Source organism: Bacillus sp. 2B09 (assembly GCF_003946835.1).
In the GTDB taxonomy this organism is placed as follows: domain Bacteria; phylum Bacillota; class Bacilli; order Bacillales; family Bacillaceae; genus Bacillus; species Bacillus altitudinis.
This window is the reverse complement of sequence record NZ_RPSG01000005.1, coordinates 71,821-87,127: the sequence shown is the minus strand read 5'-3', so window position 1 is coordinate 87,127 and position 15,307 is coordinate 71,821. Positions and strand designations below refer to the sequence as shown.

14 protein-coding genes are annotated in these 15,307 nt (G+C 43.9%); 2 read left to right on the top strand and 12 right to left on the bottom strand.

Going from position 1 to position 15,307, the window contains the following annotated elements:
• Positions 1-21 precede the first annotated feature (21 nt).
• Both EBQ12_RS11635 and EBQ12_RS11630 read right to left on the bottom strand, forming a co-directional pair.
• A complete protein-coding gene (locus EBQ12_RS11635) occupies positions 22-579 on the bottom strand; it encodes a shikimate kinase (protein WP_025206715.1) in 558 nt (185 codons plus the stop codon).
• 85 nt (positions 580-664) lie between these two features.
• Positions 665-1,438, bottom strand: coding sequence for an IclR family transcriptional regulator (locus tag EBQ12_RS11630; RefSeq protein WP_017366579.1), 774 nt, complete (start codon positions 1,436-1,438; stop codon positions 665-667).
• A gap of 143 nt (positions 1,439-1,581) precedes the next feature.
• On the opposite strand from EBQ12_RS11630, the gene EBQ12_RS11625 reads away from it, so the two are divergent.
• Positions 1,582-2,943, top strand: a complete 1,362-nt coding sequence (locus EBQ12_RS11625) for a hypothetical protein (protein WP_125590083.1) — start codon at positions 1,582-1,584, stop codon at positions 2,941-2,943.
• A 241-nt stretch (positions 2,944-3,184) separates the two neighbouring features.
• On the opposite strand, the gene EBQ12_RS11620 is transcribed toward EBQ12_RS11625, so the two are convergent.
• The 9 genes from EBQ12_RS11620 to EBQ12_RS11580 all read right to left on the bottom strand — a co-directional run bounded on the left by EBQ12_RS11620 (position 3,185) and on the right by EBQ12_RS11580 (position 13,041).
• Positions 3,185-4,495 (bottom strand): MFS transporter, encoded by a 1,311-nt coding sequence (locus EBQ12_RS11620; RefSeq protein WP_125590081.1) that lies wholly within the window; start codon positions 4,493-4,495, stop codon positions 3,185-3,187.
• 45 nt (positions 4,496-4,540) lie between these two features.
• Positions 4,541-5,743 carry a CaiB/BaiF CoA transferase family protein gene (locus EBQ12_RS11615; protein ID WP_008342089.1) on the bottom strand — a complete coding sequence of 401 codons (1,203 nt, stop codon included), beginning with the start codon at positions 5,741-5,743 and terminating at the stop codon, positions 4,541-4,543.
• An 86-nt stretch (positions 5,744-5,829) separates the two neighbouring features.
• A complete protein-coding gene (locus tag EBQ12_RS11610) occupies positions 5,830-6,210 on the bottom strand; it encodes a cupin domain-containing protein (protein ID WP_008342095.1) in 381 nt (126 codons plus the stop codon).
• A gap of 23 nt (positions 6,211-6,233) precedes the next feature.
• Positions 6,234-7,994: a thiamine pyrophosphate-binding protein gene (locus tag EBQ12_RS11605; RefSeq protein WP_056703027.1), complete on the bottom strand. Its 1,761-nt coding sequence runs from the start codon at positions 7,992-7,994 to the stop codon at positions 6,234-6,236.
• 38 nt (positions 7,995-8,032) lie between these two features.
• Positions 8,033-8,806: a type I 3-dehydroquinate dehydratase gene (gene aroD, locus EBQ12_RS11600; RefSeq protein WP_125590079.1), complete on the bottom strand. Its 774-nt coding sequence runs from the start codon at positions 8,804-8,806 to the stop codon at positions 8,033-8,035.
• A gap of 9 nt (positions 8,807-8,815) precedes the next feature.
• A complete protein-coding gene (locus EBQ12_RS11595) occupies positions 8,816-10,249 on the bottom strand; it encodes an aldehyde dehydrogenase family protein (RefSeq protein ID WP_125590077.1) in 1,434 nt (477 codons plus the stop codon).
• Positions 10,246-11,103, bottom strand: a complete 858-nt coding sequence (locus EBQ12_RS11590) for a citryl-CoA lyase (RefSeq protein ID WP_125590075.1) — start codon at positions 11,101-11,103, stop codon at positions 10,246-10,248. Before EBQ12_RS11590 ends, EBQ12_RS11595 begins: the two co-directional genes overlap by 4 nt.
• Before the next feature lie 324 nt (positions 11,104-11,427).
• Complete coding sequence (gene nadE / locus EBQ12_RS11585; RefSeq protein WP_007498287.1) at positions 11,428-12,249, bottom strand: ammonia-dependent NAD(+) synthetase; 822 nt, start codon at positions 12,247-12,249, stop codon at positions 11,428-11,430.
• Positions 12,250-12,444: 195 nt separating this feature from the next.
• On the bottom strand, positions 12,445-13,041 hold the full coding sequence (locus EBQ12_RS11580; protein ID WP_008342104.1) for a DUF1989 domain-containing protein: 597 nt from the start codon (positions 13,039-13,041) through the stop codon (positions 12,445-12,447).
• Between the two features lie 82 nt (positions 13,042-13,123).
• Between EBQ12_RS11580 and EBQ12_RS11575 the strand changes: the two genes are divergently transcribed.
• The gene (locus EBQ12_RS11575; protein ID WP_007498290.1) at positions 13,124-14,473 is read left to right on the top strand and encodes an amino acid permease; all 1,350 of its coding nucleotides are present in this window, start codon (positions 13,124-13,126) and stop codon (positions 14,471-14,473) included.
• On the opposite strand, the gene EBQ12_RS11570 is transcribed toward EBQ12_RS11575, so the two are convergent.
• The gene (locus EBQ12_RS11570) at positions 14,468-15,226 is read right to left on the bottom strand and encodes a YqcI/YcgG family protein (protein WP_017358572.1); all 759 of its coding nucleotides are present in this window, start codon (positions 15,224-15,226) and stop codon (positions 14,468-14,470) included. The genes EBQ12_RS11575 and EBQ12_RS11570 overlap by 6 nt on opposite strands.
• Positions 15,227-15,307 lie beyond the last annotated feature (81 nt).

Sequence of the window (15,307 nt, the reverse complement as noted above, 5' to 3'; positions counted from 1 at the left end):
CCCTAAAAAGCGGTAGACTTTTTATTTAGAATATAAATCCCAGCCAAGCTTGAGTGTGTCGACAATATAATTGGCGACTTCTTCAGCTTCTAGATGATCTGTTTCCACTCTTGAGTTATGAAGGGAATAAATTTCCCGGCGCTCTTCAAACAACTCTTTCATCTCGTCAAGCGTGCGGTTATGAAGAACAGGACGGTTTTCAATTAAAATATCCAGCCGCTGTTTCCAATTCTCCCAAGATAGGTCAAGGAAAAGAACCGTACAATGCTTTAAGCAAGATCGTTTGATTTCTTCCTGTTTAAACGCACCGCCTCCAAGAGACACGATCTTTAGCTGAGTATGTTCACATAAATCGACGATATAGTCCTTTTCAGCCTGTCTGAAGAAATCTTCTCCTTTTTGCTGAAACATTTCTGGAATCGTCATGTTGTACTTTTTCTCAATCTCCTGATCAACATCAATAAAATCTCTATATAACTTTTTGGCAACCAGCTGCCCAATGGTTGTTTTCCCAACGCCCATAAAGCCAATGAGGACAATATTTCGCTGTCTCACAGGAATCTCTCTATTGTTTTTCATGTTCGTGACACGTCCTCCTTACGACAAGGAATGCTACATAATGTTTCTATTATATGATAAATGGACTGAGAAAAGATAGGCATTCTTAAAAATTGTGTTTGACGACGTAACCGAGCTGTTCGGAGAGCTTCTCGGCATGCTCTTTCACTTTTTGCTGCAGCTGAGGGATGACATCTTCAGTAAATCGTTGGGTCGGTCCAGATATGGATAAACATGCCTGCACTTCCCCGTGAATGTTAAAGATCGGTGCCGCCACTGCCGCCGATCCGACTTCCCGTTCATCAATACTGCAAGCGGTATGCGTTTCAAGAATATGACGACATTCTTTTTGCCATTCCTCCATCGTCATGTGATCAGCCTCAGATGCGAAAACTTGCTGTTGAAACTCTTCGCTTTGGAAAGCAAGTAGCACCTTTCCACCAGCACCAGCGTATAACGGCAGCTTCTCACCGATTTTCACAAGATGCCGAATCGATTGCAGCCCTTCGGCTTGTTCAATACATACCCTGCTTTTGTGATCGAGCACATACAGGTTGACGGTTTCCTTTGTTTCATCACGAAGTGTGTACATGAGCGGTTTTGCCAGTTCCCTCAATTTGATGGACTTCCCAGCAATATAACCGAGAAGATAAAGTCTTTGACCGAGCCGGTACTTCATCGTCTCTTGGTTCTTTTCCACAAAATGATTCATTTCAAGTGCCTTGAGCAGTCTCGTTGTGGTAGACATTGCTAAGTTCATCTCTTTTGAAATGTCCGTTAGCGTCAACTCTTGACGTTCTTCGCTAAAGCAAGAAAGAATATCCAAAGCCCGCTGAACGGTACGCAATCCTGATTCTTCTTTTGACTTTTTATCAGCCATGTTCACTTTCTCCTTTTCCCCTTTGATTTCTTATCGACATGATTAACCAATTTTGCTATAATCCATTTTAAATGTTCCATTAAAAGAAAACAAATTCCACTGTACGGAATAAAACCGATAGATGTTTTGATGGAGGAGATATCATGATCTACCTGCTCATTTTCACACTTCTTATTAGCTTATACATCGTTCATCAACTATTCCCTGCTCCCATTCTCTCCTATTTGGTTGGTCTGCTGGCGGCTACTTCGCTCACCATTTCTTTTAAGAAGGCCAATGGACTTTATTTGAAAACGGGTGCTATGTTTCTCTTGATTGGATTGGTGTTATTTTTCTGGTCAGAACAGCCTTTGCATACGCTTTTTCTTCATTTTCATTCCATGCTAGGCTTGCTTTCTTTATTTTTCATGTTGCCATTTATTCATTCTCTCATACATGTTGGACATTTCGATACTCAATTAAATAATCTGCTTACCTTACATACAACAAGTACAAATCAGCTTTATCGCAAGAGTTCATTTGTCACTCATGTTCTTGGCATGTTTTTAAATATCGCAACGATTCCCTTATTATATACATCCTTGAAACCGTCGCTGAACGCCCTTCAGGAACAAGTCAAACAGCACCTTTATACGCGCAATCTTTTAAGGTCATATGCGCTATGTCTTAGCTGGAGTCCTGTCGAAGTACTGGTGAGTGTCACCATTGATGCAACCAAATTGAAATATTATCAGATTGCACCCGTTACGTTTTGTTTAATGGTGCTTGTGCTGTTGACGGATTGGTTGCTGTTTTCTCGTCAAAGCAAACGATTGCCGCATATCATCCAGCCGGCGGAAGCTCACTCCAACCCTCATCGCATCAAGAGAAAAACCATTCAGCTTGCTTTCATGCTGCTCAGTTTTATGACAGTCGTTTCGCTTGTTGACGCCTGGATTGGGAAAGGTTATCTGTTCGCTGTTGTGCTGACGATTATTCCTTTCGCTCTATTATTCTCGTCTATCATCAAAAAACGAAAACAATATGTAGCTGTCTCTATTCCCCATTGGAAAGAACGAACCCGCCAGCTCTCCAATTATATGTGTCTATTTTTAAGCGCGGGCTTCTTTGTCGATATGCTACTTGTCACAAACAGCCTGCAGCCGATTCAAGCATTTATCGTCAGTATATCAGATCATGCCATTTGGGTTTATGGGGTCATCGGGCTGTATTTTCTCATCACCGCTCTTTGCGGTTTTCACCCGCTCGTTTCGCTTGCTCTCTTAGTGAGCTTGATGGCACCTGTCATTCATGAACTGCCTGCCCTTCCCATCGCAATCATGCTCATTATCGCTGGAACCTCAACGGTCATGTTTAGCCCATATAATGTATCTGTCTCCCTATTAGCCGATTTGATGAAGGTCAACCCTTACCGAATCACTCGATGGAATATCTGGTTTGCTGTTTTTTATATCAGCATGGGGATCGCATGTGCAACGATCATCACCGTCATCTTTTATTCATAGAAAAAGAGAACCCAATGAGTTCTCTTTTAAGATTGTTGACAAAGGGCTAAAATGAACTTGATTTTAGCCCTTTGTCTTCTTTTCAGCGTGATAGAAAACCTTTGCAGCCTAGGAAGGACGAGTACCGGCGCGGAGCGAATTTGACATTCGTGAGCACCGGCACGCAGGACTGACACCGAATGCGAGGGTTTGTCTACACGCTGAAAGAGAACCCAATGAGTTCTCTTTTTCTTACTCTCTATTATTTTAATTGAATCCGTTCAATCTTACCTACAATAAAGATATACGACAACGCTCCGCCTAATGCCACTAGGCTGACGAATAAAATACCGCCGTTGTAAGAGCCTGTCGCCGATACAATGAATCCGATAATCAGCGGGGTGATGATGCCGGATAAGTTAGCAAAAAAGTTGAATACGCCGCCAGCCAGCCCGACCATTTCTCTTGGTGCCACCTCAGACAGCATGGTCCAGGAGATATTAGACAGTCCTTGTGCAAAGGAAGCGATGGATAAAATGGTCAGCACAAGCGGAATATTCGTTGTAAAATTCGCTAAAACAATGGTACTTGTCAGAAGCAAGCCGACCACAACCGGTAGCTTTCTCGCTATATTGACCGATACACCCTTTTTAAGCAGCCAGTCAGACACATATCCTCCAAACAGTACCCCAAAGAATGCAGCAATGTATGGCAGAGATGCCGCAAAACCCACTTTGAGAAAGGCCATATTTTTCGCCTCTGCTAAATAGGTCGGAAACCATGTTAAAAAGAAAAAGAGGGTAGACGCAACAGAAAATTGACCAATATAGAGTCCAATCAATTTACGATATTTTAAAAGTGCGGCAAAGTCTGCCCATTTCAATTTCTCCTGTGATGCCACTGTCAGCCCTTCGCCTTGACGGATCAATTCTAACTCATCTTCATTGATCTTCGGATGCTCTTTCGGTTCGTGATAAAACTTGTACCAAAAGAAAGCAAATATAATACCGAGCGCACCAGCAGTGATAAAGACGGTTCTCCAATCGAAAGTTGTCATGATCCAAAAAAGAAGAGGTGTCGCAAATGCAAGCCCCACATACTCTCCAGCGGTATAAACCCCTGTTGCAAATGCGCGTTCCCGCCTTGGAAACCATGTGGTCACAATGCGGTTATTCGCAGGAAATGCGGGAGATTCTGTAATTCCGATAAACAAACGGCAGCCAAATAAGAAGGCAAAGCTGTTCGCAAACGCCTGTAAACCAGTGAAAATAGACCAAGTAATGAGTGATATTCCATACGTTACCTTTGATCCAAACTTATCAAGAATAAAGCCGCCAGGGATCTGCATGGCTGTATAGGTCCAGCTAAATGCTGAAAAGATGAGGCCTAATAAGGCAGGGTTCAATTGCAATGAAGACTGAATCGCAGGTGCAACAATGGATACACTGGCTCGATCAATATAGTTAATAGCGGTAATAAAAAACAACAGAATCAAGATGCCGAAACGAGCTTTTGTTGGTTTCGCATAAGCAGGCCGCAAGTCGTTCCCCTTCAGTTCTGAATGCACTTTCATAACCATCCTCCTTTGTTTCCGCAGCGTGCGGATCGGTTGAGTGTCTTAAATGACCCCTTTTTCTTCTAACTGTTTACACTCTTCTTCTGTGAAGCCAAGCATTTTCGTTAAAATTTCATAATTATGTTCACCTAAATCAGGCGCAATATGGCGAATACGGCCGGGGGTTTTTTCAAACTTCGGAATGATCCCAGGCACCTTCACTTTTCCAAGACGCGGATGATGCACCTCGACAATATTTTCTCGTGCTTTAAATTGCGGATGCTCAAAGATATCCCGAATGCTTAGAATCGGACTCACAGGCACACCATGTGTATCTAGAATGTCTAAGACGTCATCTCTTGTTTTGGACGCAATCCACTGCGAGACGATCGCATCCATTTCATCGTTATGCTTCAGCCTGGCTGCATTCACAGAGAATTTCTCGTTCTCAAGTAAATCTAAGCGATTCATCGCCTCTGCCAATCGATTAAAGGTCGAATCTGTACTTGTCACAAGAACCAAATAATGCCCATCCTTTGTCTCATAGGTGCCGGCAGGGCTTGAATGACCGCTTAACCCTGGTGAACGCTCACGCACCTTCCCTAGCTTGTCATATTCAGCAACCAAAAATTCTAACATGCGGAACACAGATTCATAGAGAGCCAAATCCACCATTTGCCCTGTTCCTTCTGGATGTGTGTCACGGTAATACATCGCTGTCACAGTGGCAAACGCCACATAGATTCCTGCGATATAATCCGTAAGGGAAAAGGAAGGGCTGACTGGATGCCGATCTGGAAACCCTTGAATATATGTAAAGCCGCTAAACGCCGTCGCAGGTGTACCAAATCCCGCCTTGTCCTTAAACGGACCGGTTTGCCCATAACCCGAAACACGAATCATAATTAAACGAGGGTTGATTTCTTTTAATACATCGTACCCAACGTCCCATTTTTCAAGTGTTCCTGGACGAAAATTTTCAATGATCACATCAACCTGCGCTGCCAGCTTTTTAAAAATGTCTTTTGCTTCTTCTTTGTGCAAATCGAGTGTAAGAGATTTCTTATTCCTTGAGAGCCCTGACCATCTCAAAGGTTCACCATCTGCAAAAGGGCCAACATGCCGCAGTGTATCCCCTTTTCCAGGAATCTCGACTTTAATGACCTCTGCACCGAAATCCCCTAGAAGCACCGCGCCGTATGGTGCAGCAATCATTGTAGAAACATCTAATATTTTGATTCCTTCAAGCGGTGTATTCTTATTCATTGCTTGACTCCCTTTCGTTCAATTGATAAAGGGCTAAAATGCTTTCTATTTTAGCCCCTTTTCTTCTTTCTCTCGTGCAAGGTTTTTTAGTCCTTCGGAAGCTGCCCTTGCGGTGTATAGAGCCAAATCAGCCATAAAGGTTCGTCCCCTGTGTTCACATGCTGATGTGAGACACCATCTGGAATAAACATAAAGTCATTTTGTTTAAATGATTGTCTTTCTCCATCGCAAATGACTTCGCCAGACCCTTTAATCACATAATCAAATTCCTCTGAACCCGGGTGATTGTGTACCGAGCTTGCTTCGCCCGGCTCAAAAATAGTGAGACCTGCCATCATATGCTCTGACCCTACGGTATCTGGTGTGATCGTTTGAAACACTTTCCGAATCATTTTCTCTTCTGGATGATCTAAACCTAACCATAATGGATGACCGTCTTGAAATGGATTTAATACTTTAATTTTCATTGTTTATTCCTCCCTAGTCATGTTTAGTTCACACTGACATGTGAACGTTTTGTATTTGGTGAATAAATATCATTAATGTTCCAATGTCCATCAGTAGGCACAGGATCATTTTTCATCGCTACATCAATGACACATGGCTCCTGAGAAGCGATTGCTTCAGCCAAAGCTTCTTTGAATTCAGAAGCAGCCGTAATTTTGATCCCCTTCATCCCATAACCTCTTGCAATGGCTGCAAAATCAGGCGAATAGCTTTCTCCATCTTTTCTAAAAACAGTGCCGTAAGTCGTTTCATAGTGTGCCATTTGCAAGCCGGCGATCGTCCCAAACGCACTATTGTTCATCACAATCCACACGACAGGAATGTTTTCTTCCATGGCTGTTGCGAGAACAGATGGATTTTGACCGAAACCGCCGTCCCCAACAAGTGATACAACGACACGGTCAGGTTGGGCAATCTTTGCTCCAAGTGCAGCAGGAGCGCCAAATCCCATCGTCGCAAAACCACCTGGGGTTAAAATAGTGCCTGGCGTGTATACAGGAAATTGCTGTCCGACCCCATTTTTATTCCAGCCAACATCGGTTGTAATGAAGGCATCTGGCGGCAATACTTCGCGCACTTCCTGCAAAATACGTTGTGGTTTCATTGGGAAAGACTCGTCTTGAATATTCGTCAAATTGCTCTTCTGAAATTCCTCACGATATGCCGCAATGTCCTTTTTCAATTGAGGGCGATCCAGACCTTCTGGCAGCCTTTCTTTCGCCACACGATTGAGTACAGTCAACGCCTGCTTGAGATCTGCTACCGCTCCAATTTCAACAGGATAGTTCCGGCCAATTTCATTCGGATCAATGTCAATATGAATGAGCTTGGTTGATTGGAAATTGAACGTATACTCCGATTCCCACGAACTCGCATCTGCTTCAGCAAAACGGGTGCCTAATGCCAATATATAATCCGCTTCTTTACACTGATCATTGATAAATTTCGTTCCCCAAAATCCTGTCATGCCAAGGGTCATTGGATGATCATCCGGCATCGCCCCTTTCCCCATCAGAGAATGGGCAACAGGGATGCTCAAATGGTCAGAAAATGCCTTTAACTCTTCTGCTGCATCGGCTAGTAAAATGCCTCCCCCTACATATAAGAGCGGTTTGTCTGCCTGCAGCAATCGATCTAATATCCGATTCGCTGTTTGATCATCAATAGATGGTTTTTCAACGGTGTGTGTATGATGAGCGATTTGTTCAAATAACGACACATCTAAGTCTTTTGAGAACACATCCATCGGAACTGAAATCAGGACTGGCCCAGGGCGGCCGCTTTCAGCTAACTGAAACGCTTTTGATAAAATTTCTGGAAATAATTCTGGAATGTCGACTCGCCATGCTCTTTTTACAAATGGGCGATAAATTTCGTATTGAGAAGCATCGGAATGAAGATTGATTTCTTGGTGTGGGTGCTTTCCGTAGTAATGACTTGGAACATCTCCTGCAATGACAACCATTGGAATGGAATCGAGTGCGGCATTCGCTACGCCTGTTGCCGCATTGGTGAGTCCAGGACCTAAGTGACTGAGCACAACAGCCGTCTGTTTTTTCGCTCGTGCATAACCGTCTGCTGCATGTGCCGCTATCTGTTCATGTCTAACATTCACAAATTGAATACGGCTTTTTTCTAGCGCTGATAAAAAAGCAATATTCGTATGACCGCACAGACCGAAGATATGCTCAACTCCTCGATTTTCTAAATACTGAATGACCTGTGTAGATATATTCTTCTTCATGTTTCTCTCCTCTCACGGTGCAGCTATGAATCTGCTACTCACTGATTCTTTGAAAACACAATCGATAGAACGGCATTCAAATCCTGTATCGCAACTTGTCCAGGTGCCGAGCTTTCTTTCCCTACAGCAAAGGTCATGACAGACCCAAAGAGTCCACCTACCATTCTTGTGAAGGCACCATATTCCCCCATCGCCATCGAAATAACAGGGATGGACAGATGCTTTTTCGCCTTGCCTGTCGCAGAGAGCAGTGTCAGTGCATCCTCATAGGAATGCGGCATGACGGCGATCTTTGCAATGTCGGCACCGACCGATTCTGCATTGGTGAATAGCTCCACAAGCCGATCCGCCTCCGGGGTACGCTGGAAATCGTGGTACGACACAATCAAGATGACCCCGTTTCTCTTAGCCGCCTGACTGACTTGCTGGATATGCGAGACATCATGCATTAATTCAAAATCAACGGCAGCCACAAGCTGAGTGACACAAAGCTCGACAAGCAGGGAAACCTTTTCATCCTCTGAGAGTGAGATGCGTTCGCCGCCCTCTTTTTCAGAACGAATGGTGAATAAAAATGGGATGTTATCTGCCTTTTCAATCATCCCTTTCAGGGTGGTGATGACTTGTTCCTTGTCATTGAGGTGATTGAAAAAATCCGCTCGCCACTCTATCACATCAGGCTTCTTCTCAGCTAACACCTCAACTTCAAGAAACAATTCTTCCTTTGTTTGTCCAATGAGCGGCGTACAAATCATCGGCTGACCGCCTGTCTGCGCACTCTTTACCTTTTGCTGAAAGATATTCACATCCATCTGCCCCCTTTATAGCCCATTTGGCAGCACAACCATTTTGATTTCGGTCATCTCCTCGATGGCGAAACGCGGGCCTTCCCTTCCAATACCGCTTCGTTTAATTCCGCCATATGGCCAATGATCCAGTCTAAAATTCGATGTCCCATTGATGACAACGCCGCCAGTTTCAAGCTCTTTTGCTGCGTGTAACGCAATATCCAGTTGATTCGTAAAGACGCCTGCCTGCAAACCATATCGACTATCGTTTGCTTCTTTGATTGCCTCATCCAGCTCCTCGTATGGAAGGACACTGACAACTGGACCGAACACTTCTTCACAGACAACCTTGGCTTGTTTTGGAGGGTTTAGCAAAATAGCCGGTGTGATGCTTGCGCCATTTCGTTGTCCTCCAGATAGAAGCTCGGCACCCATTTTCTCTGCCTCTTGTATCCATGCCTCCACACGTTTTGCTGCTTGTACATCAACCATACAGCCGATATCACTTTCACTAGACAGCGGATCTCCAACGACGAGCTGTTCTACTTTTTGTTTAAGTGTCTCAGTAAATGTCGACAAAATTTGCTTGTGAACATAAATTCTTTGAACAGAAATACAGCTTTGACCAGAGTTGCTAAAGCCCGTTTTGGCGCAAAGAGATGCGGCTTGCTCGATATCTGCATCATGATGAACAATCGTCGCTCCATTTCCTCCGAGTTCCAGCAGTACCTTTTTTAATCCAGCCGAGTTTGAAATATGTTCTCCGCCCACCGCACCGCCAGTAAAAGAAACAAGATTGGTTCTTTCATCAGTGACTAACTGTCTGCCGGCGTCTACTCCTCCAATCACAAGCTGCAGGCTCTTTTCAGGAAACCCTGCTTCAAGCAGGAGCTTAACAAACGCTGTGGCAACAGCTGATGTTTGCGGTGCTGGTTTTAAAATAATGGCATTCCCTGCCGCAAAAGCTGGACCGATTTTGTGACAAATTAAGTTGAGAGGCGCATTAAAAGGCGTAATCGCCAGCACAACCCCAACCGGCACTTTAAATGTCATCGCCATTGCTCTCTGTCCACGGGAAGATACATTGCCAGGAATAGTCTCACCGATTAGTCGATTGGCTTCTTCGGCTGACTGCGCCAGCGTTTCAATTGATCGTGAGACTTCATCTCTTGTATTTTTAAGCGGTTTGCCTAATTCTAAAGAAATGAGTTTTGCAAAATGCTCTTTTTGTTCTTCCAATAAGACGGCTGCCTTTGTTAGAAGCGTTGAGCGTTCTAATGCTGATATTGCCGCTATTTGTTTTTTAGCTTGCTGCGCAATAGAAAGCGCCTGTTCTATATCTTCTGAGGAGGCAAGATAGGATGTACCGATCATTTCCCCAGAGTATGGATTGATAATGTCTTCTTTGACATGGTTTGCATCCAGCCATTCGCCGTTTATATATGACAACGCTTTCAATTCACTCAAATTCTCTCACCCTCCTTCAAGTGACGCGTCCCGACTCCCGCATAACGAACAAGTCTTTCTTCATTCGGACAAGGACCTTTCACTAGGGCACCTTTTGTCAGCTCTTCATATGCATGCGCCACGATGCCCATTCCTCTCGATAAGGAAAAGATGCCTTTTGCCGCTTCAGCTGGAATGCTTAATTCACATTGGATCGCAGCAGATACACCATCTATGTTCATCGTGATTTTTTTCCCTTTTAATTGTTCAAGTTCATGCCTAATCGCCTCAGCTAACCGTAAGTATGTTCCGCTGATATCACCTTGCTGCACATATGTTTGACTCAGCTCATACAGCCGTCTCACTCTCGGATCATCATCATGCAGCTGATGACCGATTCCCGGAATTTTTTCCTTGCGGGCTAACCATGTCTGACATACTTGCTTTGCAGCAGACTTGATATCCTTGTGTTCATCATAGGCTGCTTTGGCTTCGTATAACATACGCATCGCCTTTTCACCGGCTCCACCATGAATATCACCTAATAAATTCACCCCTGTTGCAACAGAGGAATTAAACGAAATGCCGCACGTAACCGCCATTCTTGCCGCTGCAATAGACGGTGCCCTTGGCCCATGATCCGCACCTGCGACGAGAACACTTTCAAAAAGAGCTGCCTTCGAATCATCTAGTAATTCACCAACAAGCAGTAGATACAGCATCTGCGGATACGACAATTCACCAATAAGCTCTTCAATTGGATAACCCCGAAGTTCAATTGAATTCTTTTGAATATGACTAATCTCAGTCTCCCACCAAGCGCCTCCTTCTTTGTATATTTCCAGTGCACTTCGATTTTTCATCGTGTGAATCATTCCTTTAGCCTCTTATTTGGAGATGAACGACTCCTTTTATTCCATCTAGTGAAATTCAATTTCACTTTTTGGAATGTGTTTTCATTGTAAGCGCATTCTTTTTTATCGTCAATCATTTTTTCTGAAAATACTGTCTTTTGATGAGAAATTAAGTGAATCGAACTAATTATTTCACCACTTATTCTTCAATTCATCCTTTATTTAGTCAAACAGACTTATGTATATCGTTCTACTAATTAATGAACCATTTTCGATTCATTCTGTCAAATTCAGCTGAAATTTGACATAAAAAGACCCCTCCATCTTCTGGAGAGGTCACATATTTTATTTCCACCAGTCATCAAACATAGAAGCTGGTACTTGACGTTTATGTTCTGATTGAACATAGCGTTTTTCAATCGCTTCTGCTGCTTGATCTGAAACTGGTTTTCCTTCTAAGTAATCATCAATTTCATTGTACGTAATACCAAGTTCTGTTTCATCCGTTTGCTGAGGCTTGTCATCCAGCAGATCGGCTGTCGGTTTCTTTAAGTATAATCGCTCCGGCGCCTGAAGAGTCTCAAGCAACAACCGTCCTTGGCGTTTCGTTAAACCTGTGAGCGGAAGGACATCTGCACCGCCATCCCCATACTTCGTGAAAAAGCCCGTCACAGCTTCGGCTGCATGATCCGTTCCAATGACAAGTAAGCCTTCCTGTCCACCGACGGCATACTGTGCGATCATTCTCATGCGTGCTTTGACGTTCCCTTTATTAAAATCAGACAGCGCACCGCCTGTTTCCTTTTGATATTGTTCACTGAATGCCGTCACGGCAGGCGCGATATCATATTTCCAAGACTTATCCGGCTGAATAAATGATAGAGCCAGCTGCGCATCGTCTTCATCTTGCTGCGTGCCATGCGGAAGACGGACTGCAATAAAGACAGCATCCTCTTTTCCTTCTTGACGAAGCTCACTTACAGCGAGCTGAGCGAGACGGCCGGCAAGCGTTGAATCCTGTCCGCCGCTAATACCGAGAACGAATCCTTTTGCACCGGTCTTTTTCAAGTAAGCCTTTAGAAATCCAACCCGTTTTTCGATCTCCTGCTTTGGGTCAATTGAGGGCTGCACATGCAACTCTTGGCTGATTTTTTTCTGCAAACTCATACACTTTTCCTCCTAAGCATCCTCTACATGAAGAGAACAGGTTTTACTTCCATTTCAATTGATTTACCTACGATTTTAGCCACTTTATTATATCATGTTTTGAAAAAAGATATTTTTTAGACGTTCCCCTTTTTCATAAATGATCAAACATTCACAAACGAAATAGACCAAGCCGCTTTGACTGGTCTTTCCTTTTCAATCGATCTCCACTCGGATGGATGTACAGCTTGAGCCATTGCATTTTCCAATGTCGGCAGGACATGCAGACACCGCGACAATGAGGTCCATTTCTGCACGCAGGCGGATGTAATCACCGGAGAGCGATTTTGGCAGCTCGACAGACAACTTTCCTTTGTCATCAATGACTGTATTCATAAAGACATTAAAAGGATAATACATGTCCTCTTTTGGAATCCCGAATGGCTCAAAGGCCGTCCTGAGATTATCGTAGCATGTATGCATGACCTCTAGGTGCGTACGCCCATATAAGAGCTGATACATTTCTTGCCGGCACGCAGGCATATATAAATCATGACATTCAACTGTATCTTCAATGACCGTAAACATTGGTTTATATAAATTAGAATAAAGCTGATCTCCCTTTTTCACCTTGGAAGAGAACAGGCTGTCCATTGTAGCGCCTTGATCAAATTTTTCATAAAAATCCTTTTCATGATAAGCCATCACATCTGCTACTTGCTGCCCTTCGACATCAACCACTCGCATACATTGTCCTTTTCCTAACCGAAAACCAAGCCCATCCTTTGGTAAAATCACGTATTCTCCGTTCATCACATGCACTCCTTTCCATGTTGACAGTATGCCCAAAACGTCCTCTTGATCATGTATAAAAAAAAGAGGGGGTCACAAGCTAATGCTATTGAATCAGAAAGGTGTTGCACATGCATTGAAAGAAGAACAATCTTTATCTTGGTGGCAGCTTTCTCTTATCGGAGTCGGCTGTACAATCGGCACTGGTTTCTTCCTTGGTTCCAGCATCGCCATTACAAAGTCCGGTTATTCCGTCTGCATTTCATTTTTGCTTGCGGCAGTCGGCACATATCTCGTCTTTAAACACCTGGCTGCGATGACAGCCGAAAACCCAGATAAAGGATCATTTTGTTCCTATGCCCGAAAAGCCTATGGGCGCTGGGCGGGATTTAGTAATGGCTGGGTGTATTGGTTTTCAGAAATGCTCATCACAGGGAGTCAGCTGACGGCGATTTCTCTTTTTACTCGTCACTGGTTTCCATCCATTCCACTTTGGGTATTTTCAGCGATTTATTCCGCTCTTGCCCTGCTTGTGATTATCATTGGGCTTTCTTCTTTTCAAAAGACGGAAAATGTCCTTGCCGTTCTGAAAACCGGGGCGATCCTATTGTTTGTCGTCCTTGCCGTTCTTGTTTTATGCGGCATTCTCACAGAGCATAGGCCCACCCTTCATCTTCCAAATAAAGACCACGAATGGATGCCGCTCGGTCCGCTCGGTCTATGGAATGGGCTGATTTATGCGTTTTATGCTTTCGGGGGAATTGAAGTCATGGGGCTGATGGCGGTTCATTTAAAAGACCCGAAAGACGCCGCAAAATCTGGACGTGTGATGCTGATCATTCTTGCTGTCATTTATATCGTCTCCATCGGACTTGCGCTTTTGCTTGTGCCAGTGACAGCCTTTAACGAGAATAGCAGTCCATTTATTACATCACTGGAGCCATTTCATTTATCCATTTTTCTTCATATCTTTAATGGCATTTTCATTATTGCCGGGTTTTCCACATTGGTTGCCTCCCTCTATGCGGTCACAACACTGCTCGGCACGATGTCGGAGCATCAGGATGCACCTGCTTGTTTTAAACAAAAAGAACCATCTCATGTCAGATGGTCTTCAATTCTTTTAACTGCTGCAGGGTTGATTGTCTCCATTTTGCTGGCACTCTTTTTGTCCAAACACATTTACGAGCATCTCACAACAGCAGCCGGCTTAACCCTTTTGTACACATGGGTGTTTATTCTGCTTTCGAGCAAAAAGCTGTCAAAGCCATCCACTCGCCAAACGTGCGAAATGGTTCTTGCCCTGATCTTAATTGGTGCAGCTGTTTCAGGCACTCTGACAGAGGCAAGCGGACGACCCGGCTTTTTTATAAGCCTTGGGATCATCGCCGTGATTGGCATCATGGTACTCTTTATGAGAAAAAAGTGGAAACAGGATCAGGCCGCATCATAATTTCATCATGTTTTTTAAAGCAGTAAATGGACATTTGGCGGAGGCTGGTTTCTCCGCCTCATCATCTGAAAGAAAGTATTGTTTCCATTCTAAATTTTTCTGATCCCCATACCATTTTAAAGCTGGGTGTACATCTACTTGATCATACGCCTTCAGCCTCTTCCGAACGAGTTTACTCATTTTTTGACCAAATGTGGTGGAACCGTTCATCTTTTCAAACACCCACCTTGGTTGAAAGGCCCACATCACATAAGGAAAGTGACGACTTTTTCTTAGCTTATGCGCTGGTGTCGCGCATAAAATAAAATAAGGCTCCCCATGAAAACAAAATTCCCATTCATGATTTTCAGGATCTGATGGGATTTCCTCTGGCCATTTCATTTCATCCTTTTGATGTAATTGCTGAACCATCGACCAAAACTGCTCCTCATACTCTTCGAGCGAATACTCCTTCATATCCTGTGGTGTTTCAAAAAAGCAAATGAACGAAGCATATTGACCGGTTTCCCTAGAGCAGCTTTGGTATTCCCTTAAAAGCTCTGCTAATTCATTCACGGCCTCTTCTCCCCGCGGATCACCGACAAATCCATAACGCAAATGATCGAGAAAAAATCCTTGTCTGCCTGGTACACACGGAAATGTATCTGCCTCATCCCCGACCATTTTTCCAAACTGTGTGAAAGCATCCTGCTTCCATTCATCTAGTGATCGTAGATTTTGATCAAGGCAACTTTTTGCATACAGCTGGGCCATTTTTTTCCACCTCGTTTTAGCGTCTTCTCCATAGCCTATGAGGAGGAAAAAGCTGTGGTGACTGTCCTTCAACGACTTTCA